General features: G+C 51.3%; 24 protein-coding genes. 9 read left to right on the top strand and 15 right to left on the bottom strand.

The window, feature by feature from the left end; genetic code table 11:
- Window positions 1-158 precede the first annotated feature (158 nt).
- Window positions 159-2,018: a bifunctional glutathionylspermidine amidase/synthase gene (gene gss, locus A7098_RS21810; protein ID WP_010347796.1), complete on the bottom strand. Its 1,860-nt coding sequence runs from the start codon at window positions 2,016-2,018 to the stop codon at window positions 159-161.
- A gap of 204 nt (window positions 2,019-2,222) precedes the next feature.
- Here gss and yghU point away from each other — a divergent pair, with 204 nt between their 5' ends.
- Window positions 2,223-3,089 carry a glutathione-dependent disulfide-bond oxidoreductase gene (gene yghU, locus A7098_RS21805; RefSeq protein ID WP_000131798.1) on the top strand — a complete coding sequence of 289 codons (867 nt, stop codon included), beginning with the start codon at window positions 2,223-2,225 and terminating at the stop codon, window positions 3,087-3,089.
- Between the two features lie 122 nt (window positions 3,090-3,211).
- Here the strand turns inward: yghU and hybG are convergent, their stop codons facing one another.
- The 10 genes from hybG to yghX all read right to left on the bottom strand — a co-directional run bounded on the left by hybG (window position 3,212) and on the right by yghX (window position 11,357).
- Window positions 3,212-3,460 carry a hydrogenase maturation factor HybG gene (gene hybG / locus A7098_RS21800; protein WP_000334896.1) on the bottom strand — a complete coding sequence of 83 codons (249 nt, stop codon included), beginning with the start codon at window positions 3,458-3,460 and terminating at the stop codon, window positions 3,212-3,214.
- A 128-nt stretch (window positions 3,461-3,588) separates the two neighbouring features.
- Window positions 3,589-3,930: a hydrogenase maturation nickel metallochaperone HypA gene (gene hypA, locus A7098_RS21795; RefSeq protein WP_000544957.1), complete on the bottom strand. Its 342-nt coding sequence runs from the start codon at window positions 3,928-3,930 to the stop codon at window positions 3,589-3,591.
- On the bottom strand, window positions 3,923-4,411 hold the full coding sequence (gene hybE / locus A7098_RS21790) for a hydrogenase-2 assembly chaperone (RefSeq protein WP_000134014.1): 489 nt from the start codon (window positions 4,409-4,411) through the stop codon (window positions 3,923-3,925). The genes hypA and hybE overlap by 8 nt, the downstream gene beginning before the upstream one ends.
- Window positions 4,404-4,898: a HyaD/HybD family hydrogenase maturation endopeptidase gene (locus A7098_RS21785; RefSeq protein WP_001221938.1), complete on the bottom strand. Its 495-nt coding sequence runs from the start codon at window positions 4,896-4,898 to the stop codon at window positions 4,404-4,406. Before A7098_RS21785 ends, hybE begins: the two co-directional genes overlap by 8 nt.
- Window positions 4,898-6,601 (bottom strand): hydrogenase 2 large subunit, encoded by a 1,704-nt coding sequence (hybC, locus tag A7098_RS21780; RefSeq protein ID WP_105281405.1) that lies wholly within the window; start codon window positions 6,599-6,601, stop codon window positions 4,898-4,900. Before hybC ends, A7098_RS21785 begins: the two co-directional genes overlap by 1 nt.
- A complete protein-coding gene (hybB, locus tag A7098_RS21775) occupies window positions 6,598-7,776 on the bottom strand; it encodes a Ni/Fe-hydrogenase cytochrome b subunit (protein WP_000017694.1) in 1,179 nt (392 codons plus the stop codon). Before hybB ends, hybC begins: the two co-directional genes overlap by 4 nt.
- Complete coding sequence (gene hybA / locus A7098_RS21770) at window positions 7,766-8,752, bottom strand: hydrogenase 2 operon protein HybA (RefSeq protein WP_001081870.1); 987 nt, start codon at window positions 8,750-8,752, stop codon at window positions 7,766-7,768. The genes hybB and hybA overlap by 11 nt, the downstream gene beginning before the upstream one ends.
- 2 nt (window positions 8,753-8,754) lie before the next feature.
- The gene (gene hybO / locus A7098_RS21765) at window positions 8,755-9,873 is read right to left on the bottom strand and encodes a hydrogenase 2 small subunit (protein WP_000145410.1); all 1,119 of its coding nucleotides are present in this window, start codon (window positions 9,871-9,873) and stop codon (window positions 8,755-8,757) included.
- A 188-nt stretch (window positions 9,874-10,061) separates the two neighbouring features.
- Window positions 10,062-10,349 (bottom strand): DUF2623 family protein YghW, encoded by a 288-nt coding sequence (gene yghW, locus A7098_RS21755; protein ID WP_001059138.1) that lies wholly within the window; start codon window positions 10,347-10,349, stop codon window positions 10,062-10,064.
- A 120-nt stretch (window positions 10,350-10,469) separates the two neighbouring features.
- A complete protein-coding gene (gene yghX, locus A7098_RS21750) occupies window positions 10,470-11,357 on the bottom strand; it encodes a YghX family hydrolase (protein WP_123056776.1) in 888 nt (295 codons plus the stop codon).
- Between the two features lie 156 nt (window positions 11,358-11,513).
- Here yghX and gpr point away from each other — a divergent pair, with 156 nt between their 5' ends.
- Window positions 11,514-12,554, top strand: a complete 1,041-nt coding sequence (gene gpr, locus A7098_RS21745) for an L-glyceraldehyde 3-phosphate reductase (protein WP_105281402.1) — start codon at window positions 11,514-11,516, stop codon at window positions 12,552-12,554.
- Window positions 12,555-12,592: 38 nt separating this feature from the next.
- On the opposite strand, the gene A7098_RS21740 is transcribed toward gpr, so the two are convergent.
- Window positions 12,593-13,087 carry a TIGR00645 family protein gene (locus A7098_RS21740; RefSeq protein ID WP_000439331.1) on the bottom strand — a complete coding sequence of 165 codons (495 nt, stop codon included), beginning with the start codon at window positions 13,085-13,087 and terminating at the stop codon, window positions 12,593-12,595.
- A 190-nt stretch (window positions 13,088-13,277) separates the two neighbouring features.
- Between A7098_RS21740 and yghA the strand changes: the two genes are divergently transcribed.
- Window positions 13,278-14,162: an NADP(+)-dependent aldehyde reductase gene (gene yghA, locus A7098_RS21735; RefSeq protein WP_105281401.1), complete on the top strand. Its 885-nt coding sequence runs from the start codon at window positions 13,278-13,280 to the stop codon at window positions 14,160-14,162.
- A 158-nt stretch (window positions 14,163-14,320) separates the two neighbouring features.
- Here the strand turns inward: yghA and exbD are convergent, their stop codons facing one another.
- Both exbD and exbB read right to left on the bottom strand, forming a co-directional pair.
- Window positions 14,321-14,746, bottom strand: a complete 426-nt coding sequence (gene exbD / locus A7098_RS21730) for a TonB system transport protein ExbD (protein ID WP_001240714.1) — start codon at window positions 14,744-14,746, stop codon at window positions 14,321-14,323.
- A 6-nt stretch (window positions 14,747-14,752) separates the two neighbouring features.
- Entirely contained in the window at window positions 14,753-15,487 is a 735-nt protein-coding gene (gene exbB, locus A7098_RS21725) for a tol-pal system-associated acyl-CoA thioesterase (RefSeq protein WP_000527844.1), read from the bottom strand.
- Window positions 15,488-15,738: 251 nt separating this feature from the next.
- Here exbB and metC point away from each other — a divergent pair, with 251 nt between their 5' ends.
- Window positions 15,739-16,926 (top strand): cystathionine beta-lyase, encoded by a 1,188-nt coding sequence (metC, locus tag A7098_RS21715; protein ID WP_010347810.1) that lies wholly within the window; start codon window positions 15,739-15,741, stop codon window positions 16,924-16,926.
- Between the two features lie 139 nt (window positions 16,927-17,065).
- Window positions 17,066-17,725: a DedA family general envelope maintenance protein YghB gene (gene yghB / locus A7098_RS21710; RefSeq protein ID WP_000268433.1), complete on the top strand. Its 660-nt coding sequence runs from the start codon at window positions 17,066-17,068 to the stop codon at window positions 17,723-17,725.
- 39 nt (window positions 17,726-17,764) lie between these two features.
- Here the strand turns inward: yghB and yqhC are convergent, their stop codons facing one another.
- Entirely contained in the window at window positions 17,765-18,664 is a 900-nt protein-coding gene (gene yqhC / locus A7098_RS21705) for a DNA-binding transcriptional regulator YqhC (protein ID WP_000817719.1), read from the bottom strand.
- Between the two features lie 193 nt (window positions 18,665-18,857).
- On the opposite strand from yqhC, the gene yqhD reads away from it, so the two are divergent.
- The 4 genes from yqhD to yqhH all read left to right on the top strand — a co-directional run bounded on the left by yqhD (window position 18,858) and on the right by yqhH (window position 22,388).
- Window positions 18,858-20,021, top strand: a complete 1,164-nt coding sequence (gene yqhD / locus A7098_RS21700) for an alcohol dehydrogenase (protein ID WP_001058817.1) — start codon at window positions 18,858-18,860, stop codon at window positions 20,019-20,021.
- A gap of 105 nt (window positions 20,022-20,126) precedes the next feature.
- Complete coding sequence (dkgA, locus tag A7098_RS21695) at window positions 20,127-20,954, top strand: 2,5-didehydrogluconate reductase DkgA (protein ID WP_000013137.1); 828 nt, start codon at window positions 20,127-20,129, stop codon at window positions 20,952-20,954.
- Between the two features lie 199 nt (window positions 20,955-21,153).
- Window positions 21,154-22,080: a YbjP/YqhG family protein gene (locus A7098_RS21690; protein ID WP_032226281.1), complete on the top strand. Its 927-nt coding sequence runs from the start codon at window positions 21,154-21,156 to the stop codon at window positions 22,078-22,080.
- Window positions 22,081-22,130: 50 nt separating this feature from the next.
- Window positions 22,131-22,388, top strand: a complete 258-nt coding sequence (yqhH, locus tag A7098_RS21685) for a lipoprotein YqhH (protein ID WP_000848539.1) — start codon at window positions 22,131-22,133, stop codon at window positions 22,386-22,388.
- Window positions 22,389-22,421: the final 33 nt, after the last annotated feature.

The raw sequence follows: 22,421 nt of genomic DNA, 5'->3' as shown, positions 1-22,421 counted from the left end.
ATTCAAAATTATTAGATATAATTAATACACAGACATTTAGCCCGCCCATGTATTCATGCGTGAAATGAATAAATAATAAAATATATAAACATTAAATATTTTGATTAATCCTCGTACTGATACTCTTTATAATCAGTACGAGGTTGCTACAACATGTATTACTCTTTCACCACAATTAACGGTTCAATATCACTCTCTTTTTTGATGACCAGTGATTCATCGCCGCGCAAGCAAGTCCCGCCATAGTTGCCGCCAACGGTGAAGGTACATACCTGGATGTATTTACCGTCCACTTTCGGCAAGCACCACAACTGTTGATAGATGTTTTTCTGCTCGGCAAATTTACCGCTGGTCTGATCAAGCACCTCTTCATGATGGCTGACGAGGTCAATATTGCTGCCACAGCGACCGGCAATCGGCTTCACGGCATAACCGGTTTTCACCAGTTCATCATTAACAGTGAAATCAGTATCCAGCAGATAGCGATGGTGCGGGAACAGCGACCAGAGGATCGGCAGAATCGCTTTGTTGCCGGGGATCACCGTCCACAGCGGCTCAAAGACCAGCACTTCCGGGCGCAGCAATACGTCGATAAGACGCACTTCATTTTGCGGATGCCCGGTACGAATCGGCACCGCAGCAAACTCACGGTCGCTGACTTCACGAATCTGATCAAACGCCGTTTCCCACGCCCAGGTTTTCCATACGCAGTTAACCAGTCGCCCTTCCCCATCAATCAGTTGCCCGGCAGCATCCCAGCCCAGTTCATCCAGCCCGCGCAAGATACGCGTTTCAAAGCCCGCCTGTTGCAGCGCCTGCTCCATAAACTGCGCGTGATAGTTCTCCTCGATATCTTTGTCCTGCATGATATGGACAAATGGACGTGCACGACTGTGTTTCCATGCGCCTGCCAGTTCGTTAATCAGCCCTTCCGCCGGATTGAAGCCGTTGCCTTTATAGCCTTGCTCCGTCCAACGTTCGAGGATCAAGCCCGCTTCAGTATGACAAGAGGCGGAATCGGCATTGTATTCGTAGACCTTCAGGCCACGCTCATCCATACAGAAATCCATGCGACCAGTGATCATATGGTGCCGGCGACGCTGCCAGGAGAGGCGCAAACGCGGCCAGAGGATTTTTGGAATATCGAACAATGCCAGCAGGTTGTCATCTTTCAGCACCTTATCGGTAGCGTGAAGATACATCAGGTGCAGCTCGTTGGTGGCTTTAATCAGCTCCTGCTCGGCACTCTCGGTAATGGTGTAGTAATGATATGGATCCTGATTGATCACCTGACCGTTGGCCTGCACATAGGCGTTTTGCAGCGGATCTTTTTCATCCAGCCATTTACCGTCAAACTGGCCTTTGTTTTCCAGGCGCGCTCCGCTGATTTTCAGCAGCTCGCCTGCAATTTCCGGCTGCGGTAAGCTGTATTCAGTATCTTCCGTCTGGATCATCCAGCCCAGAATGGTGGTGTCATCAAAAGTGTCTTTCAGGGTATAGCAGCCGTTTTCGACCACCATCTCCAGTTCGCGTGTCCACTGCTGCCCTTGCGGCAACGGGGAATGAATCACGTTTTGTTCAGCAATGCGAACTTTGTTGCCATGCAATTGGGTAATGATGGCGACATGGCCGGTGTCTTTAAATTCTCCGCCTTTATCCCAGATAAGAAGCGCACCCGCGACTGGCGCACGCGGCGAACCGTTAGGAAATGCCTGCAACGGCAGGATGTTGTCGTTAACCACTTCACGCAGGAAGCGCAGCGAGAAAATCTCCCACGCCATACCCACGTCTGTGAAGACCACACCGTAATTCAGAAAGAGAAAACGGCGAGCAAATTCAACGCATTGCCATTTGTGGCCCATATATTCGTCGTCGATATAGCTACGGAATACGGCGTCATCTTCGTATTCCTGCGGATCGAGAGAACTGTAATCTGAAGAGTAGATTGCTACACCACCTGGGGCGTAGCCCAATAATGTCCCGAACGGGGCATCCTGGCTGGTCGTTCCTTTGCTCATCACTTTACCTTTAACAATACAACCTAAGCAGTTGGCGTAATTGTTGTGCTCTGATTACCTGCTCAGCGACATTAACCGGACAGAGGTCTGACTTATCATACACCTCAACGCAGCGGCTGGCGCAAAGGGTTAAAAAATTCACAATCTGTATAGCAATCGAACTGCTACACTGCTTCAACACTACCACTCAGAAGGCAATTCAGTATGACAGACAATACTTATCAGCCCGCGAAAGTCTGGACGTGGGATAAATCTGCTGGCGGCGCATTCGCCAATATCAATCGCCCGGTTTCTGGCCCGACGCATGAAAAAACGCTGCCGGTTGGCAAGCACCCGTTACAGCTCTATTCTCTGGGCACGCCAAACGGTCAGAAAGTAACGATTATGCTTGAGGAGCTGCTGGCGCTGGGCGTTACTGGTGCAGAGTACGACGCCTGGCTGATTCGCATTGGCGATGGCGATCAATTCTCCAGCGGCTTTGTGGAAGTGAATCCGAACTCGAAGATCCCCGCGCTGCGCGATCATACGCATAATCCGCCAATCCGCGTGTTTGAGTCTGGTTCGATCCTGCTTTATCTGGCAGAGAAATTTGGCTACTTCTTGCCGCAGGATTTGGCAAAACGGACGGAAACACTGAACTGGTTGTTCTGGTTACAGGGCGCTGCGCCGTTCCTCGGCGGTGGTTTTGGTCACTTTTACCATTACGCGCCGGTGAAAATTGAGTACGCCATCAACCGCTTTACCATGGAAGCCAAGCGCCTGCTCGACGTGCTTGATAAGCAACTGGCGCAGCATAAGTTTGTTGCGGGCGATGAGTACACCATTGCGGATATGGCGATTTGGCCGTGGTTTGGCAACGTGGTGTTAGGCGGCGTGTATGATGCCGCAGAGTTTCTTGATGCAGGTAGTTATAAACACGTACAACGCTGGGCGAAAGAAGTAGGCGAACGTCCGGCGGTGAAGCGTGGGCGTATTGTTAACCGCACCAACGGACCGCTGAATGAGCAGTTGCATGAGCGCCATGACGCCAGTGATTTCGAGACAAATACAGAAGATAAGCGTCAGGGGTAAGGGTTAGCGTTCGTCGCAGCAAGCCATCCAGGCCGTATAAGACGTTCACGCCACATCCGGCAATCGAGCACAATGCCTGATGCGACGCTGCCGCGTCTTATCAGGCCTACGAAAGCTAATTTTCACGCGCTGGTAATGTCGTAATCCATTTGGCGCAGTGCGTCTAATGTGGCTTTGGCTTCGTCTTCGTCGATGATGCTCATGGCAAATCCGACGTGCACCAGTACCCACTGGCCCAGCAGATCGGCAGGGTTACCTTCGCAAATCAGCGCGATATTCACGTCGCGCTTGATACCACATACTTCAACCTGCGCAAGCTGGTGAATATCTTCACCGACAGCCAGCACCTGGCCTGGAACGCCAATACACATTGTTAACTCCGGTTATTTCGATTGCAGACAAACGCGAAAAAAACCTTTGGGTGTTTCCCCTCACCCTAACCCTCTCCCCGGAGGGGCGAGGGAACCGTCCGTGCGCTTTTCAGGCGTTGTCCGCAGTCTTATTCAACTTCAATACTTTTGACGATCAGCGAATCGCCGGTATCGACACGCAACCGCTCGCCATGACAGAGCGGGCACTGCGCATCGTGCTGATGAATCTCCACTACCTGGCTGCAATCCCAACACCAGGCCTGGGCGGGTTTATAGACGATATGTAAATCGCACCCTTGCGCCACCGTTCCCTGGCAGACAATTTCAAAACTAAAACGGACGGCGCTCTCCTCAACGCAGGAGAGCGCGCCAATTTCCAGCCACACGGCGGTGACGCGCTTAACATCGTGCTGCTCCGCCTGCCGTTGGATAATCTCAACGGCGCTCTGGCAAAGCGACAACTCATGCATTTTCGCCACTCCTGCGACCAAACAGCAGGGCGCGACGCCCTGCGTGTGGTACATCCGGATTGGTGACCGGCAGCGAAAGGATCATTCGCGCACAGTCATCCGTCAGGCGTTGACCCTCTTCAATCGACATGCTGTGCGAAAGCGGCGACATCAGCGAGCAGGAGAGGTATTGCGAAACACCGTCCAGTTCACCAACGGTAAAGGTCATAGTGCCATACGGCAGTTGCAGACCGATTTTTTCACTCACTTTGCGCAGCGGCCAGAGTTGATCCGGGCCGGGGAAGATAACTGCACTCAGCATCCACGGGGTGATCACACACCCCGTCCACTGACCTTCGAACAGCGTAAAGTCGGAAACATACACCGGCATTGAAGGATGCAGAAAAGAAAGATCGTGCATCGAACGCCGGGCAATTTCTTCAAACGCTGCCTGTACTTGCGCCTTCGGGGAGGTCTGGAAACCTGCTATCTCTTCAGTCATGAGCAGCCTCCCGTGGGATAGCTTCCACGCCTGATTCGCGCAACGCAGCCAGAACCTGCTCAAGCGCAGGTTCAATCATCGCTTCTACCGTCGGCGTCAAGCCGATGTGCGGCTCCAGTGATTCCGGGATCACGCCGACCAGCGTCAGCTTTTTCGGAAACTCGCCGGTGAAGCGCAGGGCCGACAATACGTCGGCCAGGCCAAGCTGATGCGGAGAGATTTTGTTAGTAAACAACGCCGGAACTTCTTCATCCCGCAGGATCATCATCGTTCCCGGCGCGTTCTTTTTCGACACAATGGCATCCGCAATGATCAGATGATCGCGATTTGCCATGTCGCCAAGCAGCTCCATTCCCGCCGTGCCGCCATCGAGGATTTCAACATAATCCGGCAGAATGTATCGTTGCTCTAACGCTTCGACAATCCGCACACCGATGGCTTCATCGGTCAGCAAAATATTGCCGACCCCTAAGACTAAAATACGCATTACAGAACCTTCACTGAAACCACTTCGTTGCCGTCGGCATCCACTACGTGTACCGCGCAGGCCATGCACGGGTCGAAGGAGTGAATGGTACGCACCACTTCCAGCGGTTTATTCGGATCAGAAACCGGCGTGCCTACCAGCGACTGTTCGTAAGGGCCGACGTCATCATTGAAGTTACGCGGGCCAGAGTTCCAGGTTGACGGAACAACTGCCTGATAGTTGCTGATGATACCGTCTTTGATCACCATCCAGTGAGAGAGCATACCGCGCGGTGCTTCAAGGAAGCCAACGCCTTTGAACTCACCCGTTGCCGGAATGTTCGGCTTCACGAACGTGGTGTGGTCGCCTTTGCCGATATTGGTGATCAGTGCACTGTATTGATTTTGCAGGATATCCTGCAATTCGCAGCAGTGAACAGTACGACCAATAATACGCCCCAGCGTGGAGTGCAGTTGCGCCACTTCCAGCGTGTTGCCAGTCAGTTTCTGATAAATTGCAACGATTTCATTCAGTTTGTTCTGGGTAGACTCGCGTCCTGCCGCCAGTTTCACCAGCATGTTCGCCAGCGGACCCACTTCTACCGTTTTGCCGTAGAAAGTCGGTGATTTCACCCACGAGTATTTACCGTCGTCAGACCAGCCATCATAAGCAGGAATGGTTGTGCCTTCCCACGGTGCCTGCGGTGCTTCGTCTTTATACCAGGAGTGCTTCGCGCTTTCCTGAATCCCTTTGATCAGGTATTCATCGGAATGGGAAGTGATCGGACGATACGAGGACAGATCCGCATTCTCAATGTAGCCGCCTGGGAACAGGAAGCTACCGTTTTTGCTGTCGGTCGGGAATTCCGGCACGCTCAGGTAGTTCACTGCACCTTTACCGCGTTCCAGCCATTCAGGGTAGAACGCGGCGATAACTGCGGTATCAACCTTGTAAACCTGCTCAACAAAGTCGCTCAGCTTGTCGATGAAAGACTTGATGTACATCAGGCGCTCAAGGTTCAGCACGCCCAGACCGTCGAGGTTGATTGGGTTAGCGACCCCACCTACCGCCAAGTTCTGAATGTGCGGCGTTTTACCGCCCAGCAGAGCCACGACGCGGTTAGCGTCACGCTGGCACTCCAGCGCCTGCAGGTAGTGAGCTACCGCAATCAGGTTCACTTCCGGCGGCAGTTTCATCGCCGGGTGACCCCAGTAGCCGTTGGCGAAAATACCCAACTGACCGCTGGCAACCAGCTCTTTGATCTTGTTCTGAACTTTGGTGAACTCTTCCGGACTGTTCAGATGCCAGGTCGAAACGCCTTTCAGCATTTCGGAGGCTTTGGTTGGGTCAGCTTGCAGTGCAGAAGTGATGTCCACCCAGTCCAGCGCCGAAAGCTGATAGAAATGAACGATATGGTCATGCGTGGTGTGCGCAGCCAGAATGATGTTACGGATGTATTGCGCGTTAACCGGAACGTCGATATTCAGCGCACTCTCTGCCGCACGAACGGAAGACAGCGCGTGAGTGGTAGTACATACGCCACAGATACGTTGCACAATCATCCATGCATCGCGCGGATCGCGGTTTTTCACGATCTCTTCCATGCCGCGCCACATGGTTCCGGAAGCCCATGCTTTCGAAACGACGCCATTTTCGATTTCGCAATCGATGCGTAAATGCCCTTCAATACGGGTTACCGGATCAATAGTAATTCTCTGGCTCATGCTTTGCTCGCCTCATGACGATTATGATCGTTTTGTTTTAAAGGAGGAAGTATCGGCAGTAGACGAATGAGTACGATGTAAGCGCAAATCTCAATAGCCACAAAACCAATAGAAATCAACAGTTCTTCCCAGGTCGGGAAGTAGGCGTAACCGCCGCCTGGGTTAAATGCCACCAGCGAATAGGTCAGACGCCAGGTTGCACAACCTAACAGCGCGCTCAGTGCTGACAGGAACAGCATACGGGAATCATTGCGCAGCTTCGCCACACGCAGAACGACCAGCGGGAAGAGCATCAGCAGGACTTCAATCCAGAACATCACGGAGTAGAAGTCACCGGCAAACGCTAAGGACAGCTTGTCACGATAGATTAGCTCACCAAAGCGCAGCACGATGAAAATCGCCAGCAACACACTGATGGTGTTGGTCAGCTTGACGAATAGGCTCTTCTCATCCGGACCATTGCCGCGCAGACCCGCCTGCACCAGCGAACCTTCAAAGATGACAATCGAGAAGCCCATGATGAACGCCGTCAGCAGCGAGAACAGCGGCAACATTTCATAGCTCTGCCACAGCGGATGCACCTTGTAGCCCGCCGAGATCATCAGCGACCCCATTGAAGACTGGTGCATGGTCGGCAGCAGCGCACCAAGCGCGATGATGAAGAACATCACCTTGTTCAGACGTTTGAGCGACACCTTCCAGCCCAGACGTTCAAACAGTGCCGGAGCAAACTCCAGTGCCATCACGCCGATGTAGATGGTCATACAGACCGCCGTCTCGAACAGTACCGAGTTCACGTTGAAGTGACCTGGAATGTAGAAGTACGGCAGGTTCCAGTAGCGACCCACGTCGATAGTGATCGACAAGCCACCCAGTGAGTAACCAAACAGACTCGCCAACAGCGCCGGACGCACCAGCGGATGGTATTGCCCACGGTTAAAGACGTATACCGCCCACGCCAGCGCCCAGCCGCCACAGGCAAAGCCGGTGCCGATCAGCAGGTCAAACGCGATCCACACGCCCCACGGGAAGCCGCCGTTCAGGTCGGAGACAGAGCCCAGACCGAACACCAGACGTTTCACAATCAGGAGCATACAGATGACGATTAACGGTCCAAAAATCATGACCGGTTTACTGATGATTTTGCCGCCCAGCGGTTGTGGATCATGACTCATGATCGTCTCCTCCGTCGTGATGGTCGTTTTTGGTGTTGCGACGAACCAGCACGGTTAAGCCCGCCAGCACAGCCAGTGGTAGCATCATGCCTTTATACAGGGTGTGTTGAATATTTTCGGAACGCGCACCGGTAGAAAGATCGTCCAGCTTCGGTAGGTCGAGATTTTCATAAGGCACGCCGGTCAGTACCAGAACCTGAGTACCGCCGCCCTCTTTCTCGCCGTACAGATGCGGATAATATTTCGGCACCGTGTGCAGGTAAGTGTCGCCAGATTTCAGCGTCTGACGCGGATAGTGGTATTCGCTGCCCGGCTTCAGCGCCAGACGTTTTTTCGCCTCAGCCATCAGCTCTTCACGCGTACCAAAAATCACCGCACCCGCCGGGCACACTTCTACGCAGCCAGGCAGACCGCCTTTATCGAGACGTTCCACACCTTTCTGGTTACACAGCTCACACTTATGCAGCGCACCAAACGGGTTGTTGTAGTCGTACTTCGGCACGTTGTACGGGCAGGCAACCATGCAGTAACGGCAGCCGGTGCACACGTCTTTGTCGTAATGGACAATGCCGGTTTTCGGATCTTTTTTCAGCGCGGAAACCGGGCACACAGAGACACAGTTCGGATCGACGCAATGCATACACTGTTTCTTAATGTACGCGTAGCCGTTCTCTTCCTGGTCTTTGTTGACCCCCGTGCCGCTGGTCCACACCTGAATGATGTTATTGGTGTATGGCGACAGTTTGTCGTTGTTCGACCAGGTCTGTTCCCCTTGTGGGTTACGTTCAGGGAAGTTGATATCCTGACACTTGGTGACGCAAGCCTGGCAGCCTACGCACAAGGTCGAGTCATACAACATACCCAGCGATCCCGGAATTGGCGGGCGGTTTTCAGCAGCCGCATGGCTGACCGACGGCAACGCGCCCGTCAGCAATGCCCCGCAGGAGGCTGCTTTAATAAAATTACGTCTGTTCACGGTTATTCTCCCCGTGAGTCAGCGTTATCTTTCTTTTGCTGACGACCCAGTTCACGCACCGCCATCACGCTGACACCGGCAACCAGCCCAACCACGCCGCCAAGCAAACCGATAGCACCCGCAGAGACGTTGCCGCCTTCTTTAGCATTCACGTCCGGTTTTTGTGAGCGTGGCGTCTGATTTTCGACGTTGGCAAGCTGATGGATGCCTTTATGGAAGCCGATACCTTCTTCGTTACAGCCATAGCACGGGTGACCAATCGCCACCGGCCACACGCCGCCAACGTCGCAGAATTGCAGCGTTGAGCAGTTGCCGTAAGTTTCAGGGCCTTTACAGCCAAGGTGGTACAGGCACCAGCCTTCGCGGTGGCCTTCATCACCGAACTCTTTGGCAAAACGACCAGCATCGAAGTGCGGGCGACGTTCGCAGTGTTCGTGAATCAGACGGCCATAGGCGAAGGTCGGACGATTTTTGTCATCCAGTTTCGGCGGTTTGCCGTAAGTGATGATGTGCGCAACGGTCGCAAGGAAGTTGTGCGGGTTCGGCGGACAGCCTGGAATGTTGATAACGGTTTTGCCCGGCAGAACTTCTTGCAGGCTGACCGCGCCGGTGGGGTTAACCCCAGCTGCGGCGACACCGCCCCACGCGGAGCAAGAACCGATAGCAATAATGGCTGCTGCGCCTTCCGCCGCTTTGCGGATGTGATCCACAATCGGCTCACCGGCAACCATGCAGTAAATACCGTTATCTTTTAATGGGATGGAACCATCCACAACCAACACATACTGCCCTTTATACTTCTCAAGCGCGTTATGTTTGTTCTCTTCAACCTGATGGCCGAATGCGGCGGAAAGGACTTCGTGATACTCCAGAGAGATGGTCTCCAGCACGAGGTTTTCTACCGTTGGATGCGTTGCACGAAGCAGAGATTCCGTACAACCGGTGCATTCCTGCGCGCCAATCCAGATAACCGGCGGGCGCTGCGGGTTAGTGACCGATTCGGCCATCTCTGCGGCGGCTTTGCTACTCAGCCCCATGGTGGCGGCTAATGCTGCACAAAGCTTCATGAAATCACGACGATTAATGCCGTGAGAATGGATGAGGGTGTTATCTCCAGTCATTTATAGTTATTCCGTTGCGAAGACCTGGCATATATTTTGCCTCAACCGCAAAATCAATAATGCGATCGATGCGCCATTTACCACACATTTATTAAGGTTATCATTGTCATGATACTGCGGCGGGGCGCTAAAACGAAGGGAAGAAGCATTAGTGTAATTAATTAAAGCAAGATAATACGTATGTTTGATCAATTTTCGAGGCGATAACCAGCCATAAAAAATCGTAATGTAGAACAGGAATTATTCTCACGAAAGAAATCCATTACCATCTCTTTATCCAGTCCATAACGGCGCGTCAGAATACCCGCTTCCCAGGCGCTGAGCTGGCGGTCACCGGTCTTTTTATACATCCGGTGCGAATAGCCTAATACAAATCCACGCTTATAATCAGCACAGAATTTAGTCACATTAACCGCACTGTCGGCATGTGTTGCTTTTAATCCCGCCATTAAGCCTTTACCAAAATGGTTATTCATCGTTTTGCCCTTAAACGTTATATATGAACCTATATAGCGATATTTTAGGCAAAGAACGACTTTTGCGCACGCTATTTTTTTCAGCATGTTAAGAATGTTATCCAGAAAGAGATAAACCCATCAGGAGAGATATTTGTCGAACCATTTCAGCGTCCTTTGCCAGGCAAGATTGGCGGCAGATTTGTCATAACGGGGCGTGGAATCATTATGGAATCCGTGATTAACCCCCGGATAAATATACGCCTCATAGACCTTATTATTCGCTTTCAACGCCGCCTCATAAGCAGGCCAGCCTTCGTTGATTCGGGTGTCCAGTTCAGCGTAGTGAAGCAGTAAAGGTGCGTCGATTTTCGCCACATCAGCGGTGGGTGCCTGGCGACCATAAAACGGCACCGCGCAGGCCAGTTCCGGATATGCCACCGCAGCCGCGTTTGAGACACCACCGCCATAGCAAAATCCAGTAATACCCACTTTGCCCGTGGCTTGCTGATAGCGTTGCATAAACTCAATTGCGGCAAAGAAATCATTCATCAACTTAGTCGGATCGACCTGCTGTTGCAGCTCACGACCTTTATCATCGTTCCCCGGATATCCACCCACGGAGCTTAAACCGTCTGGCGCCAGGGCGATGTACCCTGCCTTCGCCACTCGCCGTGCCACATCTTCGATATACGGATTCAGTCCACGATTCTCATGCACCACCACCACAGCTGGCATTTTGCCGCTCATCTTCGCGGGCTTCACCAGATAACCCCGTACCTCGCCGTGACCATTTGGCGAAGGATACGTGATGTACTCAGCAACAATTTCCGGGTCGGTAAACTCTACCTGAGTCGCCAGCGCATAATTTGGCTTGAGCAAATCAAACAACGCTAATGCCGTCATCCCGCCCACCGCATACTTCGCCGCAAGGTTGAGGAACTCACGTTTCGAGATTTTCCCATGAGCGTAATAGTCGTAGTAATCCAGCAACTCTTGTGGGAAATCTTTGGCGGTTAAACGCGGCATCGTTGCACTCCTCAACTGGTGTTTTTTTAAGCAAAGCATAAGCACGTGTTTTTGCCCAGTTTTTCGTCACTCTGTGAGCCACACTACGGGATACACGCTGGCGAATCGCTAAACTAGAAACATTGTTTCGAAATTGAACGGTTGAAAGGAGAGGTCATGGTCTGGTTAGCAAATCCCGAACGTTACGGGCAGATGCAATACCGCTATTGCGGAAAAAGCGGTTTACGCCTGCCCGCGTTATCGCTCGGTTTATGGCACAATTTCGGTCACGTTAACGCGCTGGAATCACAGCGTGCGATCCTGCGTAAAGCTTTTGATTTAGGCATTACGCACTTTGATTTAGCCAACAATTACGGGCCGCCTCCAGGAAGCGCAGAAGAGAACTTTGGTCGCCTGCTGCGGGAGGATTTTGCCGCTTATCGCGATGAACTGATTATATCAACCAAGGCTGGCTACGATATGTGGCCCGGCCCTTACGGCTCTGGCGGTTCACGTAAATACCTGCTCGCCAGCCTCGACCAAAGCCTGAAGCGTATGGGTCTGGAATATGTCGATATTTTTTACTCTCATCGCGTGGATGAAAATACGCCGATGGAAGAAACCGCCTCTGCGCTGGCTCATGCGGTACAAAGCGGTAAGGCGCTTTATGTCGGGATCTCCTCTTACTCGCCAGAGCGGACGCAAAAAATGGTCGAGTTGCTGCGCGAGTGGAAAATTCCGCTGTTAATTCATCAACCTTCGTACAATTTACTGAACCGCTGGGTAGATAAAAGCGGCCTGCTGGATACCCTGCAAAATAACGGCGTGGGCTGCATTGCCTTTACTCCTCTGGCTCAGGGATTGCTGACCGGAAAATATCTCAACGGTATTCCGGAGGATTCACGGATGCATCGCGAAGGTCATAAAGTTCGTGGTCTGACGCCGAAAATGCTCACCGAAGCCAACCTCAACAGCCTGCGCTTATTGAATGAAATGGCACAGCAGCGCGGTCAGTCTATGGCGCAAATGGCGTTAAGCTGGTTGCTGAAAGATGATCGCGTGACGTCGGTATTGATTGGAGCCAGCCGTGCGGAACAACTGGAGGAGAACGTACAGGCGCTGAAAAATCTGACGTTTAGCGCCGAGGAACTGGCGCAGATTGACCAGCATATCGCCGATGGCGAGCTGAATCTGTGGCAGGCGTCATCCGATAAATAACATGTTAATAACGGGCGCGAGACCGCGCCCGAATCAGATCAGTGATTATGGCGAGTCAGTCGGTCAAGATAGCCCATCACAAACGCAGAGAGCACAAACGTCAGATGGATAATGACGTACCACATCAGTTTGTTATCAGGCACGTTTTTCGCATCCATAAAGACGCGCAGTAAGTGAATGGAAGAGATTGCCACAATCGACGCTGCTACTTTGTTTTTCAGCGACGTTGCGTCCATTTTCCCCAGCCAGTTCAGCTTCTCTTTGTTCTCGGAGATATCAAGCTGCGAGACGAAATTCTCATAACCGGAAAACATCACCATCACCAGCAAACCGCCAACCAGCGTCATATCCACCAGCGACAGCAACACGAGGATCAAATCAGATTCCGCCATCGAGAAGATATTCGGTAGTACGTGAATAATCTCCTGGAAGAACTTCAGCGCCAGGGCAACTAACGCCAGCGAAAGGCCAAAGTACACGGGGGCAAGCAGCCAGCGAGAAGCATACATTGCATTTTCAAGAAAACGTTCCATACATTCCTGTCGTGTAGTTAAAACGGGCAACAGTATATCGCAATTGAGTAAACAGCGCGCAACAGCAAATCAACATATACGTTAAACCTTTGTCGCATAATTCTGAGGTTTAGGGATCTTCCTGGTTCCCTGATTAACGCATCGAGAGCGTCTACCCTTAAAGGACGTTGAACCTGAAGGGAGAAAAGCGATGTCTCATTTAAAAGACCCGACCACGCAGTATTACACTGGTGAATATCCCAAACAGAAACAACCGACGCCAGGCATCCAGGCGAAGATGACGCCGGTGCCGGATTGTGGCGAGAAAACTTATGTTGGTAGCGGTCGCCTGAAAGATCGTAAAGCACTGGTGACAGGGGGCGATTCTGGTATCGGTCGTGCTGCCGCCATCGCTTACGCGCGTGAAGGCGCTGACGTGGCGATCAGTTATCTTCCGGCGGAAGAAGAAGACGCCCAGGATGTGAAAAAGATTATTGAAGAATGCGGACGCAAAGTCGTTCTGCTGCCGGGCGATTTAAGCGATGAGAAATTTGCCCGTTCGCTGGTTCACGACGCGCATAAGGCGTTAGGCGGGCTGGATATTATGGCGCTGGTCGCCGGGAAACAGGTTGCCATTCCTGATATTGCAGACCTCACCAGCGAACAGTTTCAAAAGACCTTTGCCATTAACGTTTTCGCGCTGTTCTGGCTAACCCAGGAAGCGATCCCCCTGCTGCCAAAAGGTGCCAGTATCATCACCACTTCGTCAATTCAGGCATACCAGCCAAGCCCGCATTTACTGGATTACGCGGCAACGAAGGCGGCGATTCTGAACTACAGCCGTGGTCTGGCAAAACAGGTCGCGGAGAAAGGTATTCGGGTGAACATTGTCGCACCGGGTCCTATCTGGACGGCGCTGCAAATTTCCGGCGGACAGACGCAGGATAAGATCCCGCAGTTTGGTCAGAAAACGCCGATGAATCGTGCGGGGCAACCGGCGGAACTGGCTCCTGTTTATGTTTATCTGGCAAGTCAGGAGTCGAGCTACGTCACCGCAGAAGTGCACGGCGTATGCGGCGGCGAACATTTAGGCTAAAAAAATGCCCGGTTGTGTGAAGCAACCGGGCATCATCGTGCTTTTAACGCTTGCCGGATGCGGCGTGAACGCCTTATCCGGCCTACATGTCATGCAAATTCAACACGTTGCGATAGATTTGTAGGCCTGATAAGCGTAGCGCATCAGGCAATTCTGCTTTACTTCGCTTTGGCAGTTTCTTCGCCGACCAGACCTATCTTCAGATAACCCGCCTGATGCAGCGTATCCATGACCTTCATCAACGTCTCGTAATCAACGGTTTTATCCGCACGGAAGAAGATGGTGGTATCTTTCTTACCTTCGGTTAACGCATTCAGCGCCGTAACCATCGTTTCATCGGTGACCGGATCGTTACCGATAAACATCGAGTTGTCCGCCTTCACCGACAGATAAACCGGTTTTTCCGGGCGCGGCTGCGGCGTGCTGGTAGAAGCAGGCAAGTTCACCTTCACATCTACCGTCGCTAACGGCGCCGCCACCATAAAGATAATCAGCAAAACCAACATCACGTCGATAAACGGCGTCACGTTGATATCATGCATTTCGCCGTTATCGTCGAGGTTTTCGTTAAGATGCATTGCCATAGCGCATTACCCTGCACGTAATTTCTGTGCGACACGAACCGGATGCGCAGCGGCGCTGGCTTCCAGATCCAGGTCACGACTTTGTAGCAACAATACCTGCGCTGCAACATCACCCAGCATCGCTTTAAAGCCGCCAATTTGGCGCGCGAATACGTTATAGATAACGACCGCCGGAATCGCTGCCACCAGACCGATTGCTGTTGCCAACAATGCTTCTGCGATACCCGGCGCAACCACCGCCAGGTTGGTGGTCTGCGTTTGCGCAATACCGATAAAACTGTTCATGATGCCCCAGACCGTACCAAACAGCCCCACAAACGGCGAAATCGCGCCAATGGTTGCCAGATAGCCGTTACCGCGTCCCATTTGACGCCCCACAGCGGCGACCCGACGCTCCAGGCGGAAGCTGGTACGCTCTTTAATACCTTCGTTATCGTCGCTGCCTTCTGACAGTTCCAGCTCGTTCTGCGCTTCATTGAGCAAATGCAGGCTTAAGCTTTTGCTACCAAAATCAGCGGCGATATCGTTGGCCTGGTTTAGGGAACGCGCTTCAGCCAGCAGTTGCTGCTCGCGCTTAAGACGGCGCTTCTGATTGAAGAACTCTACGCTCTTACTGAAGAAGATTGCCCAAGTGACAACGGAGGCCAAAATAAGCCCAATCATCACGCACTTAACGACAATATCGGCGTGCTGATACATACCCCAGACGGAAAGATCCGTCTGCATTAAATTATTACCCACTGTGTATCTCCAGGACGCAAGTCACAAAATCTGCGCATAATAATATCAAAACGACGTCGAATTGATAGTCGTTCTCATTACTATTTGCATACTGCCGTACCTTTGCTTTCTTTTCTTTGCGTTTACGCAGTAAAAAAGCCACCAGAACGCCATTTGCGAAAATTTTCTTCTTTATGCCAATTCTTCAGGATGCGCTCGCTGTTATTCATGCTAGTTTAGACATCCAGACGTATAAAAACAGGAATCCCGACATGGCGGACAAAAAGCTTGATACTCAACTGGTGAATGCAGGACGCAGCAAAAAATACACTCTCGGCGCGGTGAATAGCGTGATTCAGCGCGCCTCTTCGCTGGTTTTTGATAGCGTTGAAGCGAAAAAACATGCGACGCGTAATCGCGCCAACGGCGAATTGTTCTATGGACGGCGCGGAACGTTAACCCACTTCTCGTTACAAGAAGCAATGTGCGAACTGGAAGGTGGCGCCGGCTGTGCACTGTTTCCTTGCGGTGCAGCCGCCGTTGCCAATTCCATTCTTGCTTTTGTCGAACAGGGCGATCATGTATTGATGACCAATACCGCCTATGAACCGAGTCAGGATTTCTGTAGCAAAATCCTCAGCAAACTGGGCGTAACAACATCGTGGTTTGATCCGCTGATTGGCGCGGATATCGTTAAACATCTGCAGCCAAACACTAAAATCGTCTTTCTGGAATCGCCAGGCTCCATCACTATGGAAGTCCACGACGTTCCGGCGATTGTTGCTGCCGTGCGCAGTGTCGTGCCAGACGCCATCATTATGATCGATAACACCTGGGCTGCCGGGGTGCTTTTTCAAGCTCTTGATTTTGGTATTGATATTTCGATTCAGGCGGGAACCAAGTATCTGATAGGTCACTCGGATGCCATGATCGGCACCGCAGTATGCAATGCCCGTTGCTGGGAGCAACTACGGGAGAACGCTTATCTGATGGGACAAATGGTCGATGCCGATACCGCTTATATGACCAGCCGTGGCCTGCGCACATTAGGTGTGCGTTTGCGTCAACATCATGAAAGCAGTCTGAAAGTGGCTGAATGGCTGGCAGAACATCCGCAAGTAGCGCGAGTTAACCACCCTGCTCTGCCGGAAAGTAAAGGTCACGAATTCTGGAAACGAGACTTTACAGGCAGCAGCGGGCTATTTTCCTTTGTGCTTAAGAAAAAACTCAACGATGAAGAACTGGCGAACTATCTGGATAACTTCAGTTTATTTAGCATGGCCTACTCGTGGGGCGGTTATGAATCGTTGATCCTCGCGAATCAGCCGGAACATATCGCCGCCATCCGCCCACAAGGAAAGATTGATTTCAGCGGCACATTGATTCGCCTGCATATTGGTCTGGAAAACGTCGACGATCTGATTGCCGATCTGAACGCGGGATTTACCCGAATTGTGTAACATTGCCAAATTTGGACAATTTTGCAGACATTTAATTGTGAATAGTCTTAAATTGTTGCGTCCGGGATCAAGGCGTCCCGGACAATTCAGGAGTACAATAGGCAAATAAAGGCTTAAACGCTGTTCCACAGGAAAGTCCATGGCTGTTATTCAAGACATTATCGCTGCGCTCTGGCAACACGACTTTGCCGCGCTGGCGGATCCTCATATTGTTAGCGTTGTTTACTTTGTCATGTTTGCCACGCTGTTTTTAGAAAACGGCCTGCTGCCCGCTTCATTTTTGCCAGGCGACAGCTTGTTGATACTGGCTGGCGCACTGATTGCCCAGGGGGTGATGGATTTTCTGCCAACAATCGTGATTCTGACTGCCGCAGCCAGCCTGGGCTGCTGGTTAAGTTATATTCAGGGGCGTTGGCTAGGTAATACCAAAACGGTGAAAGGCTGGCTGGCACAGCTTCCGGCCAAATATCATCAGCGCGCCACCTGTATGTTTGACCGCCACGGTTTGCTGGCTTTGCTGGCTGGACGTTTTCTTGCATTTGTCCGCACGCTGCTACCAACCATGGCGGGAATTTCCGGGTTGCCAAACCGCCGCTTCCAGTTTTTCAACTGGTTAAGTGGATTGCTATGGGTCAGCGTGGTGACCAGTTTTGGTTATGCCTTAAGCATGATCCCGTTCGTTAAGCGCCATGAAGATCAGGTGATGACGTTCCTGATGATCCTGCCGATTGCCCTGTTAACCGCAGGCCTGTTAGGCACGCTGTTTGTGGTGATTAAAAAGAAATACGGTAACGCCTGACGTTTTTCTCCGTTCCCGGCGACTTGTCCGGGAACACATTTAACTCCCTTGCATCGCCCGCATTCTTGCCGCATCTTCCCCCGGCGTCACACCGAAGTAGCGTTTAAACTCACGGCTAAATTGCGACGCACTTTCGTAGCCAACGCGCATCGCCGCCGCGCTGGCCTTCATTCCATCATGGATTATCATCATCCGTGCCTTATGCAGTCGGTAGTTCTTCAAATACTGCAACGGCGAGGTGCTGGTGACAGACTTAAAATTATGGTGGAACGCCGAAACGCTCATGTTGGCTTCTGCCGCCAGTTGCTCGACGCTCAGGTTTTCAGTGTATTTATTCTCAATCCGTTTCAACACGCGGCTAATCAGGCTGAAATGAGTCTGCCGACTGACCAGCGCCAGTAACGCACCGCCGCAAGGTCCGGTCAGCACGTAGTAAAGAATTTCGCGAATGATCTGTTTACCGAGAATGCGCGCATCCAGCGGTCGCTCCATCACATCCAGTAACCGCTCCGCCGCGCATAAAATCTCTTCTGACAACGTAGCGGAGTTTATACCACTGGCAGCCATCGACGGCTGGAAATGCTCATCCTCACCAATGTCCATCAACAGTTCCTGTAACTGCAAAATATCAACATTGAGACGTAAACCCGCTAATGGCACTTCCGGCGTGGCATAGGTTTCGCACTCAAACGGTAACGGCACCGTCAGCAGCAGATATTCATTGGCATCATAACGAAACACGCGCTCATTGATATAGCCGATTTTATGCCCGGAAAAGAGAATTATGATGCCAGGCTCATACATCACCGGCGTACGTGCGCCGGGGTTCTCGCCATACAATAAGCGCACATCGGGCAGCAATTCAGACAAACTATTTTCTTTATTTTTCAGATTATTAATTTTGTCCGTCAGCAGGCGGCAAATCTCTTCACGTTTCATATCGCGTAATTTCTTAAGAATAATGCGTCAATTTGATTGTGCGCAATTTTGTACTATTTCTCCAGTGCTCTGGAGAAATAGGCAAGACATTGGCAGAAATGAGCATTGAGAGCAGCGACGCTGGCGACCACAATGAAAAACATCAGGCAGACCGATCTCTGCCCTCATATTGGCCCAGCAAAGGGAGCACGTAATGAACAACTTTAATCTGCACACCCCAACCCGTATTCTGTTTGGTAAAGGCGCTATCGCTGGTTTACGCGAACAAATTCCTCACGATGCTCGCGTATTGATTACCTACGGCGGCGGCAGCGTGAAAAAAACAGGCGTTCTCGATCAGGTTCTGGATGCGCTGAAAGGTATGGACGTGCTGGAGTTTGGCGGTATTGAACCAAACCCGGCTTATGAAACGCTGATGAACGCCGTGAAACTGGTTCGCGAACAGAAAGTGACTTTCCTGCTGGCGGTTGGCGGCGGTTCCGTACTGGACGGCACCAAATTTATCGCCGCAGCGGCAAATTATCCTGAGAACATCGATCCGTGGCACATTCTGCAAACGGGCGGTAAAGAGATTAAAAGCGCCATCCCGATGGGCTGTGTGCTGACGCTGCCAGCGACCGGTTCAGAATCCAACGCAGGTGCGGTTATCTCCCGTAAAACCACCGGCGACAAGCAGGCGTTCCATTCTGCCCACGTTCAACCCGTATTTGCCGTGCTCGATCCGGTTTATACCTACACCCTGCCGCCGCGCCAGGTGGCTAATGGCGTAGTGGATGCCTTTGTACACACCGTGGAACAGTATGTTACCAAACCGGTTGATGCAAAAATTCAGGATCGCTTCGCAGAAGGCATTTTGCTGACGCTTCTCGAAGATGGTCCGAAAGCCCTGAAAGAGCCAGAAAACTACGATGTGCGCGCCAACGTCATGTGGGCAGCGACTCAGGCGTTGAACGGTTTGATCGGCGCCGGCGTACCGCAGGACTGGGCAACACATATGCTGGGACACGAACTGACTGCGATGCACGGTCTGGATCACGCGCAAACACTGGCTATTGTCCTGCCTGCTCTGTGGAATGAAAAACGCGACACCAAGCGCGCGAAACTGCTGCAATATGCTGAACGCGTCTGGAACATCACTGAAGGTTCCGACGATGAGCGTATTGACGCCGCAATTGCCGCTACCCGCAACTTCTTCGAGCAATTGGGCGTGCCGACCCGCCTGTCCGACTACGGTCTGGACGGCAGCTCCATCCCGGCATTGCTGAAGAAACTGGAAGAACACGGCATGACCCAACTGGGCGAAAATCATGACATTACGCTGGATGTCAGCCGCCGCATTTACGAAGCCGCTCGTTAAGCTTTTTCCTCCTCAAACTTTCGTTTTTGGGTATTTCGTCCAGACTTAAGTTCACACCAACTCACCGGAGCAGGCTCCGGTGAGTTCATATAAAAGGAGGAACGTATGGCTAATCCAACCGTTATTAAGCTACAGGATGGCAATGTCATGCCCCAGCTGGGACTGGGCGTCTGGCAAGCAAGTAATGAGGAAGTTATCACCGCTATTCAAAAAGCCCTGGAAGTGGGTTATCGCTCAATTGATACCGCTGCTGCCTATAAAAACGAAGAAGGTGTCGGCAAGGCGCTGAAAAATGCCGCACTTGCCAGAGAAGAGTTGTTCATTACAACCAAGCTGTGGAACGACGACCACAAACACCCCCGCGAAGCACTGCTCGACAGCCTGAAAAAACTCCAGCTTGATTATATAGACCTTTACTTAATGCACTGGCCCGTTCCCGCTATCGATCACTATGTCGAGGCGTGGAAAGGAATGATCGAGCTGCAAAAAGAGGGATTAATCAAAAGCATTGGCGTCTGTAACTTCCAGATCCACCACCTGCAACGTCTGATCGACGAAACTGGCGTGACGCCTGTTATTAATCAAATCGAACTTCACCCGCTGATGCAGCAACGCCAGCTTCATGCCTGGAATGCCACGCACAAAATCCAGACCGAATCCTGGAGTCCATTAGCGCAAGGTGGGAAAGGCGTTTTCGATCAGAAAGTCATTCGCGACCTGGCGGATAAATACGGCAAAACACCGGCACAAATTGTTATCCGCTGGCATCTGGATAACGGTCTGGTGGTGATCCCGAAATCGGTCACGCCTTCACGCATTGCCGAAAACTTTGATGTCTGGGATTTCCGTCTCGACAAAGACGAACTTGGTGAAATCGCAAAACTCGATCAGGGTAAACGTCTCGGTCCCGATCCCGACCAGTTCGGCGGCTAACGGGCAAATTCTCCCGGTAGCGGTAATGTTCCGCTACCGGACTTTTCAGAAATCATTTATTCCCCTCACCTCCCGCCCGTTGTTACTCTCCCCTGCTCAGAAATGCCAAATTTAAGGACATCATCATGCAGAGCTGGGAGCTCTTTAATCAACAAAGCATCTACAATATGGATAAACACGACGGTGAGGTCAAAAACAGATGAAAATAATACTTCTGTTTTTGGCGTTTTTTGCAAGCTTCACTACTCAAGCCCAATCATCCTCGCTGACTGTAGAACAGACAGTTCGCCAGATTTATCAAAACTATAAATCTGATGCCAGCGCGCCTTATTTTGGTGAGACAGGAGAGCAGGCGATAACGTCTGCACGCATACAAAAGGCACTTACCCTGAATGATAATCTCACGCTGCCGGGCAATATTGGCTGGCTGGATTATGATCCGATTTGTGATTGTCAGGATTTTGGCGATCTGGTGTTAGAAAGCGTAGTGGTTAATCAAACGGATATCGTTCAAGCGGATGCCGTTGTGCGTTTCCGTACCTTTGACGACGATAAAGAAAAGACCACGCAAACGCTGAAAATGGTGGCAGAAAATGGTCGTTGGGTCATTGATGATGTCATCAGCAACCATGGTAGCGTCTGGCAGGCAGTTAATAGCGAGAATGAAAAAATCCTGGCAACACTGGCTTCATTACAAAAAGAAGAGCCTGAAGCCTTTGTCGCTGAACTGTTTAAACATATTGCCGATTATAGTTGGCCCTGGACATGGGTTGTTTCCGACACCTATCGCCAGGCAGTCAATGAATTTTATAAAACCACCTTCAATAAAAACGGCAATTTCGATCAAGAGATGCAAATAGAACGGCAATTTATTTACGACAACCCGATTTGTTTTGGTGAAGAGTCGCTATTTGCTCGTGTTGATGAAATTCGTGTCCAGGAAAAAACCGCCGATTCCGCCCGTATTCATGTTCGTATTGCGCTGAACAATGGTAACAGTGAAGAGCAGGATTTAGTTTTACATCGGCGCGAAGGAAAGTGGGAAATTGCCGATTTTATCCGTCCAGGCAGCGGTAGCTTGCTTAAACAGATTGAAACGAAAACCGCCGCCAGATTAACGCAATGAACTGAATAAAATAAAAATTAGTCGGAACAATAAATAAAAGGGAGCACGATATGAAAACGATTTTCACCGTGGGAGCTGTTGTTCTGGTAACCGGCTTATTAAGTGGTTGCGTCAATGAGCAAAAGGTCAATCAACTGGCAGGTAATGTACAAACATTAAATGCCAAAATCGCCCGGCTAGAGCAGGATATAAAAGCATTACGCCCGCAAATTTACGCCGCCAAATCCGAAGCTAACAGAGCCAATACACGCCTTGATGCGCAGGACTATTTTGATTGCCTGCGCTGCTTGCGTATGTATACGGAGTGATAAAAATATCCCCGGTAGCATTCAGTTACCGGG

Origin of the sequence: Escherichia sp. MOD1-EC7011, assembly GCF_002965005.1 — a bacterium.
In the GTDB taxonomy this organism is placed as follows: domain Bacteria; phylum Pseudomonadota; class Gammaproteobacteria; order Enterobacterales; family Enterobacteriaceae; genus Escherichia; species Escherichia ruysiae.
Note: the sequence above shows the minus strand (reverse complement) of the source record. Positions and strands in the feature narration are given on the sequence as shown.

Excerpts from the sequence above, each read along its gene's own strand:
- gss (WP_010347796.1), bottom strand. The coding sequence starts at position 2,018 with ATGAGCAAAGGAACGACCAGCCAGGATGCCCCGTTCGGGACATTATTG.
- yghU (WP_000131798.1), top strand. The coding sequence starts at position 2,223 with ATGACAGACAATACTTATCAGCCCGCGAAAGTCTGGACGTGGGATAAA.
- hybG (WP_000334896.1), bottom strand. The coding sequence starts at position 3,460 with ATGTGTATTGGCGTTCCAGGCCAGGTGCTGGCTGTCGGTGAAGATATT.
- hypA (WP_000544957.1), bottom strand. The coding sequence starts at position 3,930 with ATGCATGAGTTGTCGCTTTGCCAGAGCGCCGTTGAGATTATCCAACGG.
- hybE (WP_000134014.1), bottom strand. The coding sequence starts at position 4,411 with ATGACTGAAGAGATAGCAGGTTTCCAGACCTCCCCGAAGGCGCAAGTA.
- A7098_RS21785 (WP_001221938.1), bottom strand. The coding sequence starts at position 4,898 with ATGCGTATTTTAGTCTTAGGGGTCGGCAATATTTTGCTGACCGATGAA.
- hybC (WP_105281405.1), bottom strand. The coding sequence starts at position 6,601 with ATGAGCCAGAGAATTACTATTGATCCGGTAACCCGTATTGAAGGGCAT.
- hybB (WP_000017694.1), bottom strand. The coding sequence starts at position 7,776 with ATGAGTCATGATCCACAACCGCTGGGCGGCAAAATCATCAGTAAACCG.
- hybO (WP_000145410.1), bottom strand. The coding sequence starts at position 9,873 with ATGACTGGAGATAACACCCTCATCCATTCTCACGGCATTAATCGTCGT.
- yghW (WP_001059138.1), bottom strand. The coding sequence starts at position 10,349 with ATGAATAACCATTTTGGTAAAGGCTTAATGGCGGGATTAAAAGCAACA.
- yghX (WP_123056776.1), bottom strand. The coding sequence starts at position 11,357 with ATGCCGCGTTTAACCGCCAAAGATTTCCCACAAGAGTTGCTGGATTAC.
- gpr (WP_105281402.1), top strand. The coding sequence starts at position 11,514 with ATGGTCTGGTTAGCAAATCCCGAACGTTACGGGCAGATGCAATACCGC.
- A7098_RS21740 (WP_000439331.1), bottom strand. The coding sequence starts at position 13,087 with ATGGAACGTTTTCTTGAAAATGCAATGTATGCTTCTCGCTGGCTGCTT.
- yghA (WP_105281401.1), top strand. The coding sequence starts at position 13,278 with ATGTCTCATTTAAAAGACCCGACCACGCAGTATTACACTGGTGAATAT.
- exbD (WP_001240714.1), bottom strand. The coding sequence starts at position 14,746 with ATGGCAATGCATCTTAACGAAAACCTCGACGATAACGGCGAAATGCAT.
- metC (WP_010347810.1), top strand. The coding sequence starts at position 15,739 with ATGGCGGACAAAAAGCTTGATACTCAACTGGTGAATGCAGGACGCAGC.
- yghB (WP_000268433.1), top strand. The coding sequence starts at position 17,066 with ATGGCTGTTATTCAAGACATTATCGCTGCGCTCTGGCAACACGACTTT.
- yqhC (WP_000817719.1), bottom strand. The coding sequence starts at position 18,664 with ATGAAACGTGAAGAGATTTGCCGCCTGCTGACGGACAAAATTAATAAT.
- yqhD (WP_001058817.1), top strand. The coding sequence starts at position 18,858 with ATGAACAACTTTAATCTGCACACCCCAACCCGTATTCTGTTTGGTAAA.
- dkgA (WP_000013137.1), top strand. The coding sequence starts at position 20,127 with ATGGCTAATCCAACCGTTATTAAGCTACAGGATGGCAATGTCATGCCC.
- A7098_RS21690 (WP_032226281.1), top strand. The coding sequence starts at position 21,154 with ATGAAAATAATACTTCTGTTTTTGGCGTTTTTTGCAAGCTTCACTACT.
- yqhH (WP_000848539.1), top strand. The coding sequence starts at position 22,131 with ATGAAAACGATTTTCACCGTGGGAGCTGTTGTTCTGGTAACCGGCTTA.